Origin of the sequence: Streptomyces sp. adm13(2018), assembly GCF_008042145.1 — a bacterium.
In the GTDB taxonomy this organism is placed as follows: Bacteria; Actinomycetota; Actinomycetes; order Streptomycetales; family Streptomycetaceae; genus Streptomyces.
Genome location: NZ_RDBH01000114.1, coordinates 35,805 through 49,941 on the forward strand (window position 1 = coordinate 35,805; position 14,137 = coordinate 49,941).

Here is a 14,137-nt window from a genome sequence, read left to right on the forward strand (position 1 = left end):
CCTTAGGGTGGGTCCGGTAAGGCACACGGGGACCGACGAGGGGCAGACAGACCATGCCTGACCAGGCATTTGACGGGGCATTCGAGGCGGCGGGCGCCGCACCGGGGGACGGTGCGGCGCCCGCCGTGCGCATCGAGGGCCTGTGGAAGAGATTCGGCCGGCAGATCGCGGTGAACGGCATCGGCCTGGAGCTGCCCGCCGGCCGGTTCATCGGGCTCGTGGGGCCCAACGGCGCCGGCAAGACCACCACCCTCTCGATGATCACCGGCCTGCTCCGGCCCGACCAGGGACGCATCCAGGTCGCCGGGCACGACGTGTGGGCCGACCCCGAGTCGGTCGCCCGCGTCAAGGCCCGGATCGGCATCCTGCCCGAGGGCCTGCGGCTCTTCGAGCGGCTGTCCGGGCGGGAACTCCTCGCCTACAGCGGCCGGCTGCGGGGGCTGCCGGGCGCCGAGGTCGACAAGCGGGCCGCGCAGCTCCTCGACGTCCTCGACCTGACCGGCTCGCAGAACAAGCTGGTCGTCGACTACTCGACCGGCATGCGGAAGAAGATCGGTCTCGCGGCGGCCCTCCTGCACAACCCGGAGGTGCTGTTCCTCGACGAACCCTTCGAGGGCGTCGACCCGGTCTCCGCGCAGACCATCCGCGGCGTCCTGGAGCGGTACACCGCCTCCGGCGCCACCGTCGTCTTCTCCAGCCACGTCATGGAGCTCGTCGAGTCGCTCTGCGACTGGGTCGCCGTGATGGCCGCGGGCAGCATCCGCGCCCAGGGCACCCTCGCCGAGGTACGGGGGGACGCGCCCTCTCTGCAGGCGGCGTTCCTGGAACTGGTCGGCGCCAACGGACGCGCGGCCGCCGGGGACTCGCTGGACTGGCTGGGCGGGTCCGGCGCTTCGGGTGGAGCCGGCGCTTCGGGCGGCGCGGGTGGCACCGGTACTCCGGGCGGGGCCGGCGTCTCGGGCGGGGCTCAGTGATGAGTGTCCTCCCGACCGCGGCCACCACCGGCACCGCGAGCCCGGCCGGTCACGTCCCCTCCCTCACCTCCGTCTTCGTACGCCTCAAGCTGAGCCTGCTGCGGAACAGCCTGCGGCAGTCCGGCAGCCGCACGGCCGCGTACATCGTCTCGATCGTCTTCGGCGCCTTCTTCGCCGCGGCCCTCGTGCTGGGCTTCGTGCTCCTGCGGGGCCACGCGGACGCCGCCGACGTCGCGATCCTGCTCACCGGAGCCCTCGCGCTCGCCTGGGCGGTCATGCCGCTGTTCATCCCGAGCGGTGACGAGACCCTCGACCCGTCGCGGCTCGTCATGCTGCCGCTACGGCCCCGGCCGCTGGTCCGGGCACTGCTCGTGGCCTCCCTCGTGGCCGTCGGCCCCGTCCTCACCCTCGTCCTGGCCCTCGGCGCCGCGCTGTCCGTCGCGCACGGCGCGGCCGGCACGATCGTCGCCGTCCTCGCCGTACCGCTGACCGCGGTCACCTGCGTGGCGCTGTCCCGGGCCGTGGCCGCCGCCAACATCCGGCTGCTCACCTCCCGCAAGGGCCGAGACCTGGCCCTGCTCAGCGGCCTCGTCATCGCCGTCGGCATCCAGGTGGTCAACTTCGGCGCCCAGCGCCTGGGCGAGGCCGGCGGACTGGAGTCGCTGCGACCGGCGACCGCCGTCGTCGGCTGGCTGCCGCCGGCCGCCGCGATCGCCGCGGTCGACTCCGCGAGCCAGGGCGACCACGCGGTGGCGGCGGCCCGGCTGCTGCTCACCGCGGCCGCGCTCGCGGCGCTCGCGTACTGGTGGCAGCGGAGCCTCGTACGGCTGATGGTCGAGCCCGACGGGTCGACGATCGGCGCGGGCTCCGACGCGGCCGTCAAGGAGAGGTCCGGCCGGGGGCTGCTCGCCCGCGTCCTGCCGGACGGGCGCACGGGAGCGGTCATGGAGCGCAGCCTGCGCTACCTGTGGCGCGACCCGAAGACCAAGGCCGGGGCCGTGACCTCGCTCGCGCTCGGTCTGATCGTCCCGCTGGTCAACGCGCTCCAGGGCACCGGCTCGATCTACTGGGCGTGCTTCGCGTCCGGGATGCTCGGCATGCTGATGTACAACCAGTTCGGGCAGGACACCTCGGCGTTCTGGATGGTCGCCCAGACCATCTCGACGACGGCCGACGCGTACGCCGAGCTGCGGGCGCGGACGCTGGCCCTGCTCCTGGTCACCCTCCCGTACGCGGTCTTCGTCACGGTCGTCACGGTCGCCGTCCTCGGCGAGTGGAGCCGGCTCCCGGACGCCGTCGGCCTGGCGCTCGGCCTGCTGGGCGCGATGCTGGCGACGGGCTCGGTGGTCTCGGCCGTCTTCCCGTACTCGATCCCGCAGGACAGCGGCTACAAGAACGTCGCCCCCGGGCAGGGCGCCCTGGCGTGGATGTCGATCCTGGGCGGCATGCTCACGGCCCCGCTGCTGTGCGCGCCCCTGATCGGCGCGACGATCTATCTGCACGTCTCCGACCAGCAGTCGCTGCTCTGGCTGCTGTTCCCGGCCGGCACGCTCTACGGCGCGCTCCTGGTGCTGCTCGGCCTCCGGGTGGCGGCGCCGCGGACGGTGAAGCGGCTGCCGGAGATCCTCGCGGCGGTCAGCAAGGGGTAGTCGCCGGACGCTCCGGACCGACACGACGGCCCGCCCGGGCGGGCCGTCGGGGGCGGTCCGTTGCAGGGCACCCCGGCCTCAATTCGGATGCGGGGCGGCCCGTGGTCTGCGATCCTCGCGCACCGTGACCTCTGAGACTTCCAGGACTTCCCGCGGCATCGACATCCACATACGGCGCGCCGGACCGGCCGACGCGACCGCGGCGGCCGAGGTGTGGCTGCGGTCCTTCGGGACCGCGCTGCCGACTGTTCGCCGCGCGCACGACGACGAGGCGGTGCGGGGCTGGTTCACCCATGTCGTCGTGCCGGAGTACGAGACCTGGGTGGCGGTGGCCGGGGAGGCCGGCGTGGTGGGGCTGCTCGTCCTCGACGACGGGGAGCTGGAGCAGCTGTACCTCGACCCGTCCTGGCAGGGCCGGGGGCTCGGCGACCGCTTCGTGGAGCTGGCCAAGCGGCAGCGCCCGGAGGGCCTGGGGCTCTGGACGTTCCAGGTCAACGGGCCGGCCCGGCGGTTCTACGAGCGGCACGGCTTCGTCGAGGCGGAACGGACCGACGGGCAGCGCAACGAGGAGCGCGAGCCGGACGTCCGCTATGTGTGGCGGCCCGCGGCGGCGTGATCGGGCGGGGTGATCCGGCGGCGGCGGTCCGACCAGGGTCCGGCGGGGTGATCCGACGGCGGTCCGACGGGGGTCCGACGGGGGACTGTGCGGGAAGGCCACCGGGTGGGCCGGCTCGCCCGGGCGGTCGAGCTGGAGCTCACGGGCGAGGAGCGCGAGGTGCTGGCGCGCAGCGCCGCCCTGAAGGAGCGGCTCACCCCCCCGCCAGGGCCCCTCTTCCGGACCTCGGCGGTACGGAGTCTCCCCCGGCGGTACGGAAATCTCCCCAGCGGTACGCAGTCTCCCCCGGCGCGCAAACTCGTCCCCCGATTCCTGTCACACCTTCGCGGGCCGGTCCGTCAGTGGTGTGAAGGCGCCGCCCCGGACGCCGCGAAGGAGAGCAGCCATGACGCACCCCGACTCCACCACCACGACCGCCACCGCCCCCGCCGGCCCGATCTCCCGGATGCCCGACCCCGGTTCCCTCGTACCGGAGTTGAGCGAGGTCAGCGCCGCCCTCTTCCGGGCGACCGGGAACCGCTCGGTGCCGCGCGCCACGATGAGCCTGGTGCACCTGCGGGCCGGGCAGATCGTCGGCAACACCTATCTGACGGTCCTGAACACCGGCTTCCTCCGCAAGGCCGGGGAGTCGGAGGAGCGCATCACCGCGGTCTCGTCCTGGCAGGACGCCCCGTACTTCACCGACGCCGAGCGCGCGGCCCTCGCGCTGGTGGAGGCCACTCTCCAGCCCGCCCCGCACGGCCGGGAGCGCGTCTCGGACGAGCTGTACGCCGAGGTGGCGAAGCACTACGACGAGAAGGCGCTGGCCACCCTGACCATCGCCATCGGCCAGATCGGCTTCTTCATCGCCCTGGCCGTGATCGGCAAGCCGAAGCCGGTCGCCTCGCTCGCCGACGAGCAGTGGGACTGACCCGGACGGGGAAGGCCCCCGCCCCGGGGATCCGGGACGGGGGCCTTCGGCCTGCGGGTGCGGTGGGTCAGAACGCGCCGTTCAGGTTCCACCAGGTGTCGGTCTCCGGGGAGCCGGGGCCGAACTTTCCGGTGCCCGTGCCCTGGTAGAGGACCAGGGCGCCGGCGCCGCGGATCTCCGGGGAGACGAAGCCGCTGTTCGTGATCCCGGCGAGGTCGGCCTTGCCGTCGCCGTTGCGGTCGCCCACGGCCAGGAACGAGGCCATGACGTTCCAGCCGCTGCCCACGAGCGTGCGGGTGCCGAGGGCGCCCGGCTTGCCGGGGTACACCCAGAGCTTGCCCGTCGACGTCTCGCGGGCGAGCAGGTCGGCCTTGCCGTCGCCGGTCAGGTCGCCGGGCGCGGCCAGGGTGTTCATGACGTTCCAGCCGCCCGCGCCGATCAGCTTCCGCGCGCCGAGCGTGCCCGTGGACGTGCCCGGGTACAGCCACAGCTTGCCCGTGGACTTCTCGACCGCGAGGAGGTCGGAGCGGCCGTCGCCGGACAGGTCACCGAAGGCGGTGACGCTGTTCATGACGTTCCAGCCGCCCGAGCCGATCAGCTTCCGGGCGCCGAGCGCGCCGGTGCCGGTGCCGGGGTACAGCCAGAGTCTGCCCGTGGACGCCTCGCGGGCCACGACGTCCTCGCGGCCGTCGCCGGTGAGGTCGCCGTGCCGGGTCAGCGCGTTCATGACGTTCCAGCCGCCGGCGCCGACCAGCTTGCCGGTGCCGTCGCCGGCCAGGAACCAGAGGCGGCCGGCCTTGTCGCGGACCAGGACGTCCGCGGTGCGGTCGCCGTTGAGGTCGCCGAAGCCGCCGGCCTTGGGGGCCTGGTTCGCGTACCACTCCGGGTAGGCGTCCATGGCGCACTCGCGTTCGGTGGGGACGAGCTTCACCGAGCTGACGGAGTTGCTGCCGGGGCCGCCCCACTCGCTGCCCGCGGGGTCCGGGTCCATGACGCCGATGCCGCCGTCGAGGCCGTGGTTCGGGTCGTCGTAGAGGCAGGCGAAGCCGCTGGTGCGGTTCATGACGGACCGGAACGTGTTGTCCCAGGTCCCGAGCGTCGCCACGCTCGCCTTCGTCTTGTACATCGCGCCGGACCCGTTGTCGGTCTTCCAGGCGCAGAAGTAGCCCGACGGGCAGTCGGCGACCGCGGCCTGTGCCGGGGCCGCGCCGGCGCCGAGGAGCCCGGCCGAGCTGAGCCCCAGCGCCGTGGCCACCGTGGCCAGGCGCCGCAGCATAGAAGTGCGCATGCAGTTCCTCCCTGAGGCGGCGCGGAGAAGGCCTCGAACGCGCCGCGAACAGGGAACGTACCCTGTCGCGCCCACGCCTCCGACAGGAGGGTCCCCGTCCCGCCGCCGACCGTCGGACGGCAGGCGGCCGACCGTCGGACGGCAGGCGGCCGACCGTCGGACGGCAGGCGGCCGGCCGTCGGACGGCAGGCGGCCGAGAGGTGGCCGGGCCGCGTCCGATCGATGCCCGGCCCGCGTCCGGCCGTCGTCCGGGCATCTGCCCTCGCCCGTACGGGACTTCGTCCTACGAGGTCAGGACCCCGCTCAGGAAGGGGCCGACGGCCTCGCGCCAGGCGTCCGGGTGCTCGTAGTGGAGGAGGTGGCCGGCGTCGGGGATCTCCGCGTACGCCCCGTGGGGCAGCACCCGGACCATCTCCTGCGCCTCGGCGCGGCCCAACTCGCCGTCCAGGCCGCGGACGACCAGCGTCGGGCAGCGGACCTGGGCGAGGGACTCCCAGTGGGCGTCGTGCACCCAGGTCTCGCGGGAGGTCAGCATCTGCTCGGGGTCGAAGACCGGCCGCCAGCCGTCCGGGTGCTCGGTCATCACCTCGGCGAAGAAGGCGCCCCGGGCCGGGTTCGGGCGCTCGACCCACGGGTCGTCCTCGCCGAACCAGCGGCGGACCGCGTCGAGCGAGGGGAACGGGGCCGGCCAGCCGCGGAACCAGTCCCGCCACTCGCGCTGCGAGGCCGCGCCGAGCGCCGAGGCGCGCATGTCGCAGATGACGAGGGCGTGGACGAGGTCGGGCCGCTCGGCCGCCAGCTGCCAGGCGGTGAGGGCGCCCATGGAGTGGCCGATGAGGGTGACCGGGCCGAGGCCGAGCTGCTCGACCGCCGCCGCCGCGTCCGCCACATAGGCCTCTCGGGTGAAGGAGGCGGTGGGGGGCTTGTCGCTGTGCCCGTGGCCCCGCTGGTCGAGGGCGACGGTGCGGGGGCGGTGCGCGGGGCCCGCGGCCGCGTCGGGGTGCGCGGCCGCCGCCGCGAGGCGCTCGACCGCCGGGGACCAGTGGGCCGCGTGGCCCATCAGGCCGTGGAGGAGTAAGACGCCGGGTCCCGCCTGCGGGGCGGCCCCGGGCGTGAAGTCCCAGGCCGCCAGCCGTACGCCGTCGGCCCCGGTGACGTCGAGTCGTCGCGCCATCCCTGGCACCCCCTCTGCTTGCCGTCGAACCACGCCAGACTATCGAACTCGCATTCGAAAATGCGCTCCTGCCGCACAACACCCCTCGTTCGAGTGACAGGGCTCAAGGATTGACGGCCGCTGCCGAGGGGAGATCTTGAACGGGAGGCGGACCGCTCGGGGAAAACGGTCCGAGGGGATTGACCTTGAGAGCTCGGGGCTCCAGGTCAGCTCAGGGGAGGACAGGCCCCGGCGCCGAAAGGCGCCGGGGCCCTCAGCTGTCCGGGGTGGGCGGACACCGGCCACCGCCCGGGCCGCGCGGGCCGTTCGGGCGTCCACCCGGTGCCGTACGCCCCCGGGCGTCCGGGCCGCCGGGGCGGACGGCATCGGGCGTACGACTGTCTGCTGCACGGCCCCCACCCCTCCCCGGTATCGCACCACGTTCGCTCCAGCGTGGCACGACCCGGGCGCGGGCGTAGCCATTCCGGCGTAAACCGGGGCGCACGAGGGCCGTCGCGCCCGTCGGGACCGCCGTACGGGCGTCGGGCGCGGACGGGCCGACACGACGAAGGGTGCCCCGCCGGACGTCGGACACGACGAACGGCGGGACACCCCGCGGTGGAGCTCAGCCGGCCGGGACCGGCGTCAGCGCGTCAGCGCTTGGCCACGAAGACGTGGGACGCGACCTCGGCGTCCAGCTCGGCCGCCTCGCCGCTGCTGCCGACCAGGATGCCGCCGGCGGACTCCGTCACCGACACCACGGAACCGGGCTGCACGCCCGCGCGCCGCAGCGTGTACATCAGCTGGGCGTCGGTCTGGATCGGCTCGCCGATCCGGCGGACGACCACCGTCTTGCCCTCGCTCGCGTCCAGCTCGGCCAGCGACACCATCGAGTCGTCGAGGAAGGCCTCGGCCTCCGCCTTCTCGCCGAGCTCCTCCAGGCCGGGGATCGGGTTCCCGTACGGCGACTCCGTCGGGTGCCGCAGCAGCTCCAGGACGCGCCGCTCCACGGCCTCGCTCATCACGTGCTCCCAGCGGCAGGCCTCGGCGTGCACCTGCTCCCACTCCAGGCCGATCACGTCGACGAGCAGACACTCCGCCAGGCGGTGCTTGCGCATGACGCGGGTGGCGAGGCGGCGGCCCTCCTCGGTCAGCTCCAGGTGCCGGTCGCTGGCGACGGCCACCAGACCGTCGCGCTCCATCCGGGCCACCGTCTGGCTCACCGTGGGGCCGCTCTGGTCGAGCCGCTCGGCGATCCGGGCACGCATGGGGACCACACCTTCCTCCTCAAGCTCGAGGATGGTGCGGAGATACATCTCCGTTGTGTCGATCAGTCCGGACATACGTGCCCCTCGATGAGTCGTGCGCTGGCCCTGCACCAATTCTGACGCATCGCGCCGACAACCGGACCGCACCGGCCCCAGGCGGTATTGACAGAGCAATGGTCCAGACCGCACCGTGATCGGCGACCAGGGCACGACCATGACACGACGGCGAACACGACGGCGACGAGAAGGAGCTTCTGGAATGGGCGACAGCGCGGGCGAGAGCAAGCTGGCCGGACAGTTCTTCGACGCCGCGATCGGCCTGCTCCAGCAGGTCCGCGACGGCGACTCGGCCGAGATCTCCGCGGCCGGCGCCGCGATCGCCGAGGCCGTCGCCCACGGCAACCGGCTCTTCGCCTTCGGCGCGGGCCACTCCTCCCTCGCCGCCCAGGACGTCGTCTACCGGGCCGGCGGCCTCGCCCTGATGAACCTGCTCGTCGTCCCCGGCGTCGTCGGCGTCGACGTCATGCCGGCCACCCTCGGCTCCGCCCTCGAACGCGTCGACGGCCTCGCCGGGGCCGTACTGGACTCCTCCCCCGCCACCGCCGGGGACGTCCTGATCATCATCTCCCTCTCCGGGCGCAACGCCCTGCCCGTCGAGATGGCCATGAACGCCCGCGCGCTCGGCCTCACCGTCATCGGCGTCACGTCGGTGGCGTACGCGACGGAGACCAAGTCCCGGCACGTCTCGGGGACGTACCTCAAGGACCACTGCGACATCGTCCTCGACTCCCGGATCGCCGTCGGCGACGCGGAACTCACCCACGAGGGCATCGAGGCCCCCTTCGCGCCCGCCTCCACCGTCGTCACCAGCGCCCTCATGCAGGCCACGCTCGCCGCCGCGGCAGAGGACCTCGTCCGCCGCGGCATCGAGCCCCCGCTGCTGCGCTCCGGGAACGTCGACGGCGGCCACGAGTGGAACGGCCGCGTGATGACGGAGTACGGCGACCGGATCTTCTACCGGCACTGATCGCGGACCGGCGCCGGTCTCGCACCGGCGCCGACCGCACGGGGCCCCGGGCCGCGGAGGAAGCGCCCGGGCCACGGCCGTACGGCCGCCGGGGCCGGGGCCGTACGGTCGCCCAGGCCGGGTTCCGTACGACCGCCCCCCCGGCCCGACGCCGTACGTACGGCCGTGGCCCGGGCGCTTCCTCCGCGGCCCGGGGCCCCGTGCGGTCGGCGCCGGTGCGAGACCGGCGCCGGTCCGCGATCAGTGCCGGTAGAAGATCCGGTCGCCGTACTCCGTCATCGTTCGTATACGGGCCCCGGCCCCGCCTAGCCCCGCTCCCCCAGGTCCAGTGACGCCGCCACCCGCGTGGCCACCGCCTCCGCGAAGACCGCGTCCTCCCGCTCGAACGGGCGGCGGCACGCCGCGCGCAGGAAGGTGACCACGCCGAGCGTGCGGCCCCGGGAGCGCAGGGTCACGCAGACCGCGTGCGCCGCGTCCGACGGCCACTGGTGGGCCTCCGCCCACACCTCCGCCGTGCGCCCGGCGCTCGCGCGGACCGTGCCCACCCGGTCCCAGGCCTGGAGCGCCGGATGCCTCGGTCCGTACCGCAGGGGTATGCCGCCGCCCACCACCGGCGACACCGGGCCTGCCGCCGCCGCGGGGGTCGTCAGGGCCCGGGTCAGCCGCCGCTCGCCCGCGACCCGGTCGACCAGCGCGTGGTCCGCGAACCCGGCGAGCGCGAAGTCGAGCAGCACCGCGACCGCCTCCGCCGGGTCCTCGCACTCCGCGGCCGCCGCCCCCGCCCGGTGCAGCTGGCTCCACCGGAACCTCAGCCGGTCCGCCTCGCGCGCCGCGAGCCGCTCCTCCGTCACGTCCTGGAACAGCCAGGCCACGCCCAGCGGCACCGGCTCCTCCGCCATCGGCGAGGACAGCAGCAGGAAGCCGCTGCGCCAGCACCGCCGCCGCTCCTCCTCCCCGGAGTTCCGCAGCGTCACCCACACCTCGGCCGGCGCGGGCGGCGTGCCCTCCGCGAGGACGTGCTGGATCGCCGCCTCCAGCTCCTCCGCGCCGTGCACGACGACATCGCCCAGCGGCCGTCCGAGCAGGGCCGTGCGCCCGGTGCCGAACGCGCGGGCCGCGTGGCCGTTGACCATGGCGGGCCGCAGGTCGGCGTCGACCAGGACGACCCCCCAGGACGCGTCCTCGAACAGCGCCTCGCTGAGGGCGACCGACCGTTCCAGGTCGAGCTGGACGTGGACCTCGCTGAACGCGCAGTACACCCCGGCCGGAGCGCCGTCCGCGCCGCGGACCCCGGCGGCCTGGCTGCGCACGAGCACCCGGCCGCCGTCCTTGCGGAGCAGCGCCAGCTCGTGGACCTGCCGGCCGGGGCCCTTCATGACCCCCATCAGCCGCCGCAGGATGTCCTCGGCGTCGGCGCTGCGCGCCGCCCAGCCCTCGAACCCGCGCCGCCCTACCGCCTCCGCGGCGGACCAGCCGAGGATCCGCTCGGCCTCGCGGTTCCAGTGCGTGACCGTCCCGTCGGCGTCGAACGCGCAGAGCGCCGCGTCCATCCCGTCGAGCAGTGCGGCCAGCAGATCGGCCCCCGCTCCGGGAACGGAGGCGGTCGCGCTCGCGGACCCCGTGAAAGCACTCATCCCGGCACCCCCCATACTTCCGCCATTCAACTGGAACGTGACGCAGAGCACAGCACCTTCACGGAAATCGTTGCACCGCGGAAACGCACGCGCACACGGGCACCGGGGCCGAGGCCGGCGCGGGGACCGGTGCGGGTACGCCAGCGGCATGTGCGCCGGTCAGGGCGCCGGGGCGGCGCTCAGGGCGCGAGCCGCTCCACCCGCCACGTACCGCCGTCCGGGTCCCCTCCGGCGGCCGGGCCGCCGGTGTCCTCGGGGCTGCCCGCGCGGACGTACCGCAGCCGGTCGTGGAGCCGGTTCTCGTGCCCCTGCCAGAACTCGACCGCGTCCGGGACGACCCGGATGCCGCCCCACTCCGGCGGGACCGGGACCTGTGTGTCGCCGGGGTAGCGGGCGGCCAGTTCCTCGTAGCGGGCGAGGAGTTCCTCGCGGGAGGCGATCACCGAGGACTGGGGGCTCGCCCAGGCGCCGAGCTGGGAGCCGTGCGGGCGGGTCCTGAAGTAGGCGACGGTCTCGTCGCGGCCGATGCGCTCGGCCCGGCCCGTGACGACGACCTGGCGGGCCAGCGGGTGCCAGGGGAAGAGCAGCGCGGCGTACGGGTTGGCCGCCAGCTCCCGGCCCTTGCGGGAGTCGTAGTTGGTGAAGAAGACGAAGCCGGCCCGGTCGTAGTGCTTCAGGAGCACCGTGCGCGAGGACGGGCGGCCGTCGGCGGCGGCCGTGGAGACGACCATCGCGTTCGGCTCGTGGATCGCCGGGTTCGCGGCGGTGTCCTTGAACCAGCGGGTGAACTGCGCGATCGGTTCGGGCGCGAGGTCGGCGGTCGACAGCTCGTCGGTGCGGTACTGCTCGCGCATGTCCGCGGGATCCGGGGCGTCGTTCACGGGATCGGTCACAGGGTCATCCTGCCGCAGCGGCCCAGTCTGCCCGGCACGGCGTGACGCCAATCCTTCCTCGCCGGATCGGTGGAGTGTGCCGGATGTCACGCTTCCCCGCATCATCGGAACCGTACAGACTCTTGGGCTGGACGACTGTTGAATCCCCACGATCGCCCACCACTCGATTGATCGATCATCGATAGAGGAGCCGCCTGATGTCCGACTTCGTACCCGGGCTCGAGGGAGTCGTCGCGTTCGAGACGGAGATCGCCGAACCCGACAAGGAGGGCGGCGCCCTCCGCTACCGCGGCGTCGACATCGAGGACCTCGTCGGCCACGTCTCGTTCGGCAACGTCTGGGGTCTGCTCGTCGACGGCGCCTTCAACCCCGGCCTGCCCGCCGCCGAACCGTTCCCCATCCCCGTGCACTCCGGTGACATCCGCGTCGACGTGCAGTCCGCCCTCGCGATGCTCGCGCCCGTGTGGGGCCTCAAGCCGCTCCTCGACATCTCCGCCGAGCAGGCCCGCGACGACCTCGCCCGCGCCGCCGTCATGGCGCTCTCGTACGTCGCCCAGTCCGCCCGCGGCCAGGGCCTGCCCATGGTCCCGCAGAGCGAGATCGACAAGGCCGAGTCCGTCGTCGAGCGCTTCATGATCCGCTGGCGCGGCGAGCCGGACCCGAAGCACGTCAAGGCCGTCGACGCCTACTGGACCTCGGCCGCCGAGCACGGCATGAACGCCTCCACGTTCACCGCGCGCGTCATCGCCTCCACCGGCGCCGACGTGGCCGCCTCGCTCTCCGGCGCCGTCGGCGCCATGTCCGGCCCGCTGCACGGCGGCGCGCCGTCCCGCGTCCTCGGCATGATCGAGGAGATCGAGCGGACCGGCGACGCCACCGCGTACGTGAAGCAGGCCCTCGACAAGGGCGAGCGCCTCATGGGCTTCGGCCACCGCGTCTACCGCGCCGAGGACCCCCGCGCGCGCGTGCTGCGGCGGACGGCCAAGGAGCTGGACGCCCCGCGCTACGAGGTGGCCGCGGCGCTGGAGAAGGCCGCCCTGGAGGAGCTGCACAACCGGCGCCCCGACCGCGTCCTGGCGACGAACGTCGAGTTCTGGGCGGCCATCGTCCTGGACTTCGCCGAGGTCCCGGCGCACATGTTCACGTCGATGTTCACGTGCGCGCGTACGGCCGGCTGGTCGGCGCACATCCTGGAGCAGAAGCGCACCGGCCGCCTGGTCCGCCCGTCCGCCCGCTACACCGGGCCGGGCCAGCGCGACCCGCGCGAGATCGAGGGCTACGGCGACATCGCGGGCTGATCCCGCCGCACCAGAACGCGACCCCGCCGGGACGGTCCGACCCGCACAGTCGGGACGGTCGCGGCGGGGTCGCGMTSTGGTGGGGGCGGGGCCGGTTCGCCGCGGTGAAGCGGGGCCGGACCGGCGGGGCCCGAACCGGCGGGGCCCGGACCGGCGGGCGCGGCGCTAGACCGACAGCGCCGGCTGGGACTCCGGGTGCAGCAGGAGGTCCGCGTGGTGGCGGGCCGTCGTCAGCGGGTGGGCCCGCAGCTTGCCCTTGAGCTCGTTGCGCCCGTACTCGGCGAACAGCGGGTTGGCCGGGTCGGCCGTGACGCCGGGCGCGGTCTCCGCGTACGGGAAGGTCAGCGGGCTGATCCGGGCGTCGAGCCGTGGGTTGTAGAAGAACGGCACCGAGTAGCGCTCGGTCGCCCCGGGCGGCGAGACCACCCGGTGGTTGGTGGCGAGCAGGTAGCCGTTCGTCGCCACTTCGAGCAGTTCGCCGAGGTTCACGACGAACGCGCCGGGCAGCGGCGGCACATCGTGGAAGTCCCCGTCCTCGCGCTGCACCTGGAGCCCGCCCACCTGGTCCTGGAGGAGCAGGGTGAGGAAGCCGTAGTCCTTGTGCGCGCCGACGCCCTGGTCGTCGCCCTCGCCGCTGCTGCCGGGGTAGCGCACCAGCTTGAGGTGGGGGTGGGCGCGCGGGCCGAAGATGTCGTCGTAGAAGTCCTGGGGCGCGCCGATCGAGACGAGCAGTTCCCGCAGGAGCCGCTCGGCGACCCCGCTGAGCCGCTCGATCCAGTGCAGGGCGGCGGTGCGCAGCTCGGGGAGGGCCTCGGGCCACTGGTTGGGGCCTTCGAGCCACCAGTACGGGGCTTCCCAGGGTCCGGGCAGCCGGGCGGGGCGTTCGGCGCCGATGTCGAGCTGGTCGCGCCAGTCGCGGGCGCCGGCGGTGCGTTCGTCGCCGATGCGCGTGTAGCCGCGGAAGTGCGGCGAGTTGATGTTGTCGAGGGCGACGCGGTCGGCCTCGGGCAGGGCGAAGAAGGCGCGCATGGCGGAGGTCAGGGCCCGCGTCTCGGCCTCGGTGACCCCGTGTCCGATCAGCTGGAAGAACCCGACGTCGTGGGCGGCCGAGTGGAGCTGGGCGTGGAGCAGCCGCCGGGCCTGCGGGTCGCGGTCTGCGGCGGAGAGGTCGACGATGGGGAGCTGCGAGGAGTACGAGCTGCGTGTCATGGGTGCGTCCGCGGGGTCTACGGGTGCCCGGGGCGGCCGCCGAGGATGGGGCGGGGGCCACGGGTGCCGGTCGGCTTGGGCTCTGAACGAGGGACCCGTGGGGGGCTGTGGTGGTGCCCCGGGAGGGTCAGGCGGAGCGGCGACAGCTCATGGTCGTGACGCGGAGGAGGTCCACGTGGCGACGGCGTACGAGCGTAGGCATGCGACCAGAGTACTGC

The 14,137-nt window shown here is 74.0% G+C and carries 12 protein-coding genes; 6 read left to right on the plus strand and 6 right to left on the minus strand.

Annotation, left to right across the window (positions count from 1 at the left end; translation table 11 throughout):
- The first annotated feature begins 53 nt into the window (after positions 1–53).
- From EAO70_RS12285 to EAO70_RS12305, 4 genes are all read left to right on the plus strand, one after another.
- Positions 54–974 (plus strand): ABC transporter ATP-binding protein, encoded by a 921-nt coding sequence (locus EAO70_RS12285; protein WP_148003055.1) that lies wholly within the window; start codon positions 54–56, stop codon positions 972–974.
- A complete protein-coding gene (locus tag EAO70_RS12290; RefSeq protein WP_148003056.1) occupies positions 974–2,623 on the plus strand; it encodes a transporter in 1,650 nt (549 codons plus the stop codon). The genes EAO70_RS12285 and EAO70_RS12290 overlap by 1 nt, the downstream gene beginning before the upstream one ends.
- A gap of 124 nt (positions 2,624–2,747) precedes the next feature.
- Positions 2,748–3,239 (plus strand): GNAT family N-acetyltransferase, encoded by a 492-nt coding sequence (locus EAO70_RS12295; protein WP_222723463.1) that lies wholly within the window; start codon positions 2,748–2,750, stop codon positions 3,237–3,239.
- Between the two features lie 385 nt (positions 3,240–3,624).
- Positions 3,625–4,149, plus strand: coding sequence for a carboxymuconolactone decarboxylase family protein (locus tag EAO70_RS12305; RefSeq protein ID WP_148003057.1), 525 nt, complete (start codon positions 3,625–3,627; stop codon positions 4,147–4,149).
- Positions 4,150–4,216: 67 nt separating this feature from the next.
- On the opposite strand, the gene EAO70_RS12310 is transcribed toward EAO70_RS12305, so the two are convergent.
- The 3 genes from EAO70_RS12310 to EAO70_RS12320 all read right to left on the minus strand — a co-directional run bounded on the left by EAO70_RS12310 (position 4,217) and on the right by EAO70_RS12320 (position 7,933).
- Positions 4,217–5,437 carry an FG-GAP-like repeat-containing protein gene (locus tag EAO70_RS12310; RefSeq protein ID WP_148003058.1) on the minus strand — a complete coding sequence of 407 codons (1,221 nt, stop codon included), beginning with the start codon at positions 5,435–5,437 and terminating at the stop codon, positions 4,217–4,219.
- A 283-nt stretch (positions 5,438–5,720) separates the two neighbouring features.
- On the minus strand, positions 5,721–6,611 hold the full coding sequence (locus EAO70_RS12315) for an alpha/beta fold hydrolase (protein WP_148003059.1): 891 nt from the start codon (positions 6,609–6,611) through the stop codon (positions 5,721–5,723).
- 632 nt (positions 6,612–7,243) lie between these two features.
- Positions 7,244–7,933 carry a metal-dependent transcriptional regulator gene (locus tag EAO70_RS12320; protein ID WP_148003060.1) on the minus strand — a complete coding sequence of 230 codons (690 nt, stop codon included), beginning with the start codon at positions 7,931–7,933 and terminating at the stop codon, positions 7,244–7,246.
- A gap of 184 nt (positions 7,934–8,117) precedes the next feature.
- Here EAO70_RS12320 and EAO70_RS12325 point away from each other — a divergent pair, with 184 nt between their 5' ends.
- Positions 8,118–8,885 (plus strand): SIS domain-containing protein, encoded by a 768-nt coding sequence (locus EAO70_RS12325; RefSeq protein ID WP_148003061.1) that lies wholly within the window; start codon positions 8,118–8,120, stop codon positions 8,883–8,885.
- Between the two features lie 305 nt (positions 8,886–9,190).
- On the opposite strand, the gene EAO70_RS12330 is transcribed toward EAO70_RS12325, so the two are convergent.
- Complete coding sequence (locus EAO70_RS12330) at positions 9,191–10,519, minus strand: PAS domain-containing protein (RefSeq protein ID WP_148003062.1); 1,329 nt, start codon at positions 10,517–10,519, stop codon at positions 9,191–9,193.
- Between the two features lie 179 nt (positions 10,520–10,698).
- Positions 10,699–11,373, minus strand: coding sequence for a pyridoxamine 5'-phosphate oxidase (gene pdxH, locus EAO70_RS12335; protein ID WP_261992862.1), 675 nt, complete (start codon positions 11,371–11,373; stop codon positions 10,699–10,701).
- A 236-nt stretch (positions 11,374–11,609) separates the two neighbouring features.
- Between pdxH and EAO70_RS12340 the strand changes: the two genes are divergently transcribed.
- Positions 11,610–12,710: a citrate synthase 2 gene (locus EAO70_RS12340; protein WP_148003063.1), complete on the plus strand. Its 1,101-nt coding sequence runs from the start codon at positions 11,610–11,612 to the stop codon at positions 12,708–12,710.
- A gap of 165 nt (positions 12,711–12,875) precedes the next feature.
- Here the strand turns inward: EAO70_RS12340 and EAO70_RS12345 are convergent, their stop codons facing one another.
- Entirely contained in the window at positions 12,876–13,919 is a 1,044-nt protein-coding gene (locus tag EAO70_RS12345) for an isopenicillin N synthase family dioxygenase (protein WP_148003064.1), read from the minus strand.
- Between the last annotated feature and the right edge of the window lie 218 nt (positions 13,920–14,137).

What these genes read in the sequence shown, in the direction of transcription:
- EAO70_RS12285 (WP_148003055.1), top strand. Translation starts at nt 54, where the DNA reads ATGCCTGACCAGGCATTTGACGGGGCATTCGAGGCGGCGGGCGCCGCA.
- EAO70_RS12290 (WP_148003056.1), top strand. Translation starts at nt 974, where the DNA reads ATGAGTGTCCTCCCGACCGCGGCCACCACCGGCACCGCGAGCCCGGCC.
- EAO70_RS12305 (WP_148003057.1), top strand. Translation starts at nt 3,625, where the DNA reads ATGACGCACCCCGACTCCACCACCACGACCGCCACCGCCCCCGCCGGC.
- EAO70_RS12310 (WP_148003058.1), bottom strand. Translation starts at nt 5,437, where the DNA reads ATGCGCACTTCTATGCTGCGGCGCCTGGCCACGGTGGCCACGGCGCTG.
- EAO70_RS12315 (WP_148003059.1), bottom strand. Translation starts at nt 6,611, where the DNA reads ATGGCGCGACGACTCGACGTCACCGGGGCCGACGGCGTACGGCTGGCG.
- EAO70_RS12320 (WP_148003060.1), bottom strand. Translation starts at nt 7,933, where the DNA reads ATGTCCGGACTGATCGACACAACGGAGATGTATCTCCGCACCATCCTC.
- EAO70_RS12325 (WP_148003061.1), top strand. Translation starts at nt 8,118, where the DNA reads ATGGGCGACAGCGCGGGCGAGAGCAAGCTGGCCGGACAGTTCTTCGAC.
- EAO70_RS12330 (WP_148003062.1), bottom strand. Translation starts at nt 10,519, where the DNA reads ATGAGTGCTTTCACGGGGTCCGCGAGCGCGACCGCCTCCGTTCCCGGA.
- pdxH (WP_261992862.1), bottom strand. Translation starts at nt 11,373, where the DNA reads ATGCGCGAGCAGTACCGCACCGACGAGCTGTCGACCGCCGACCTCGCG.
- EAO70_RS12340 (WP_148003063.1), top strand. Translation starts at nt 11,610, where the DNA reads ATGTCCGACTTCGTACCCGGGCTCGAGGGAGTCGTCGCGTTCGAGACG.
- EAO70_RS12345 (WP_148003064.1), bottom strand. Translation starts at nt 13,919, where the DNA reads ATGACACGCAGCTCGTACTCCTCGCAGCTCCCCATCGTCGACCTCTCC.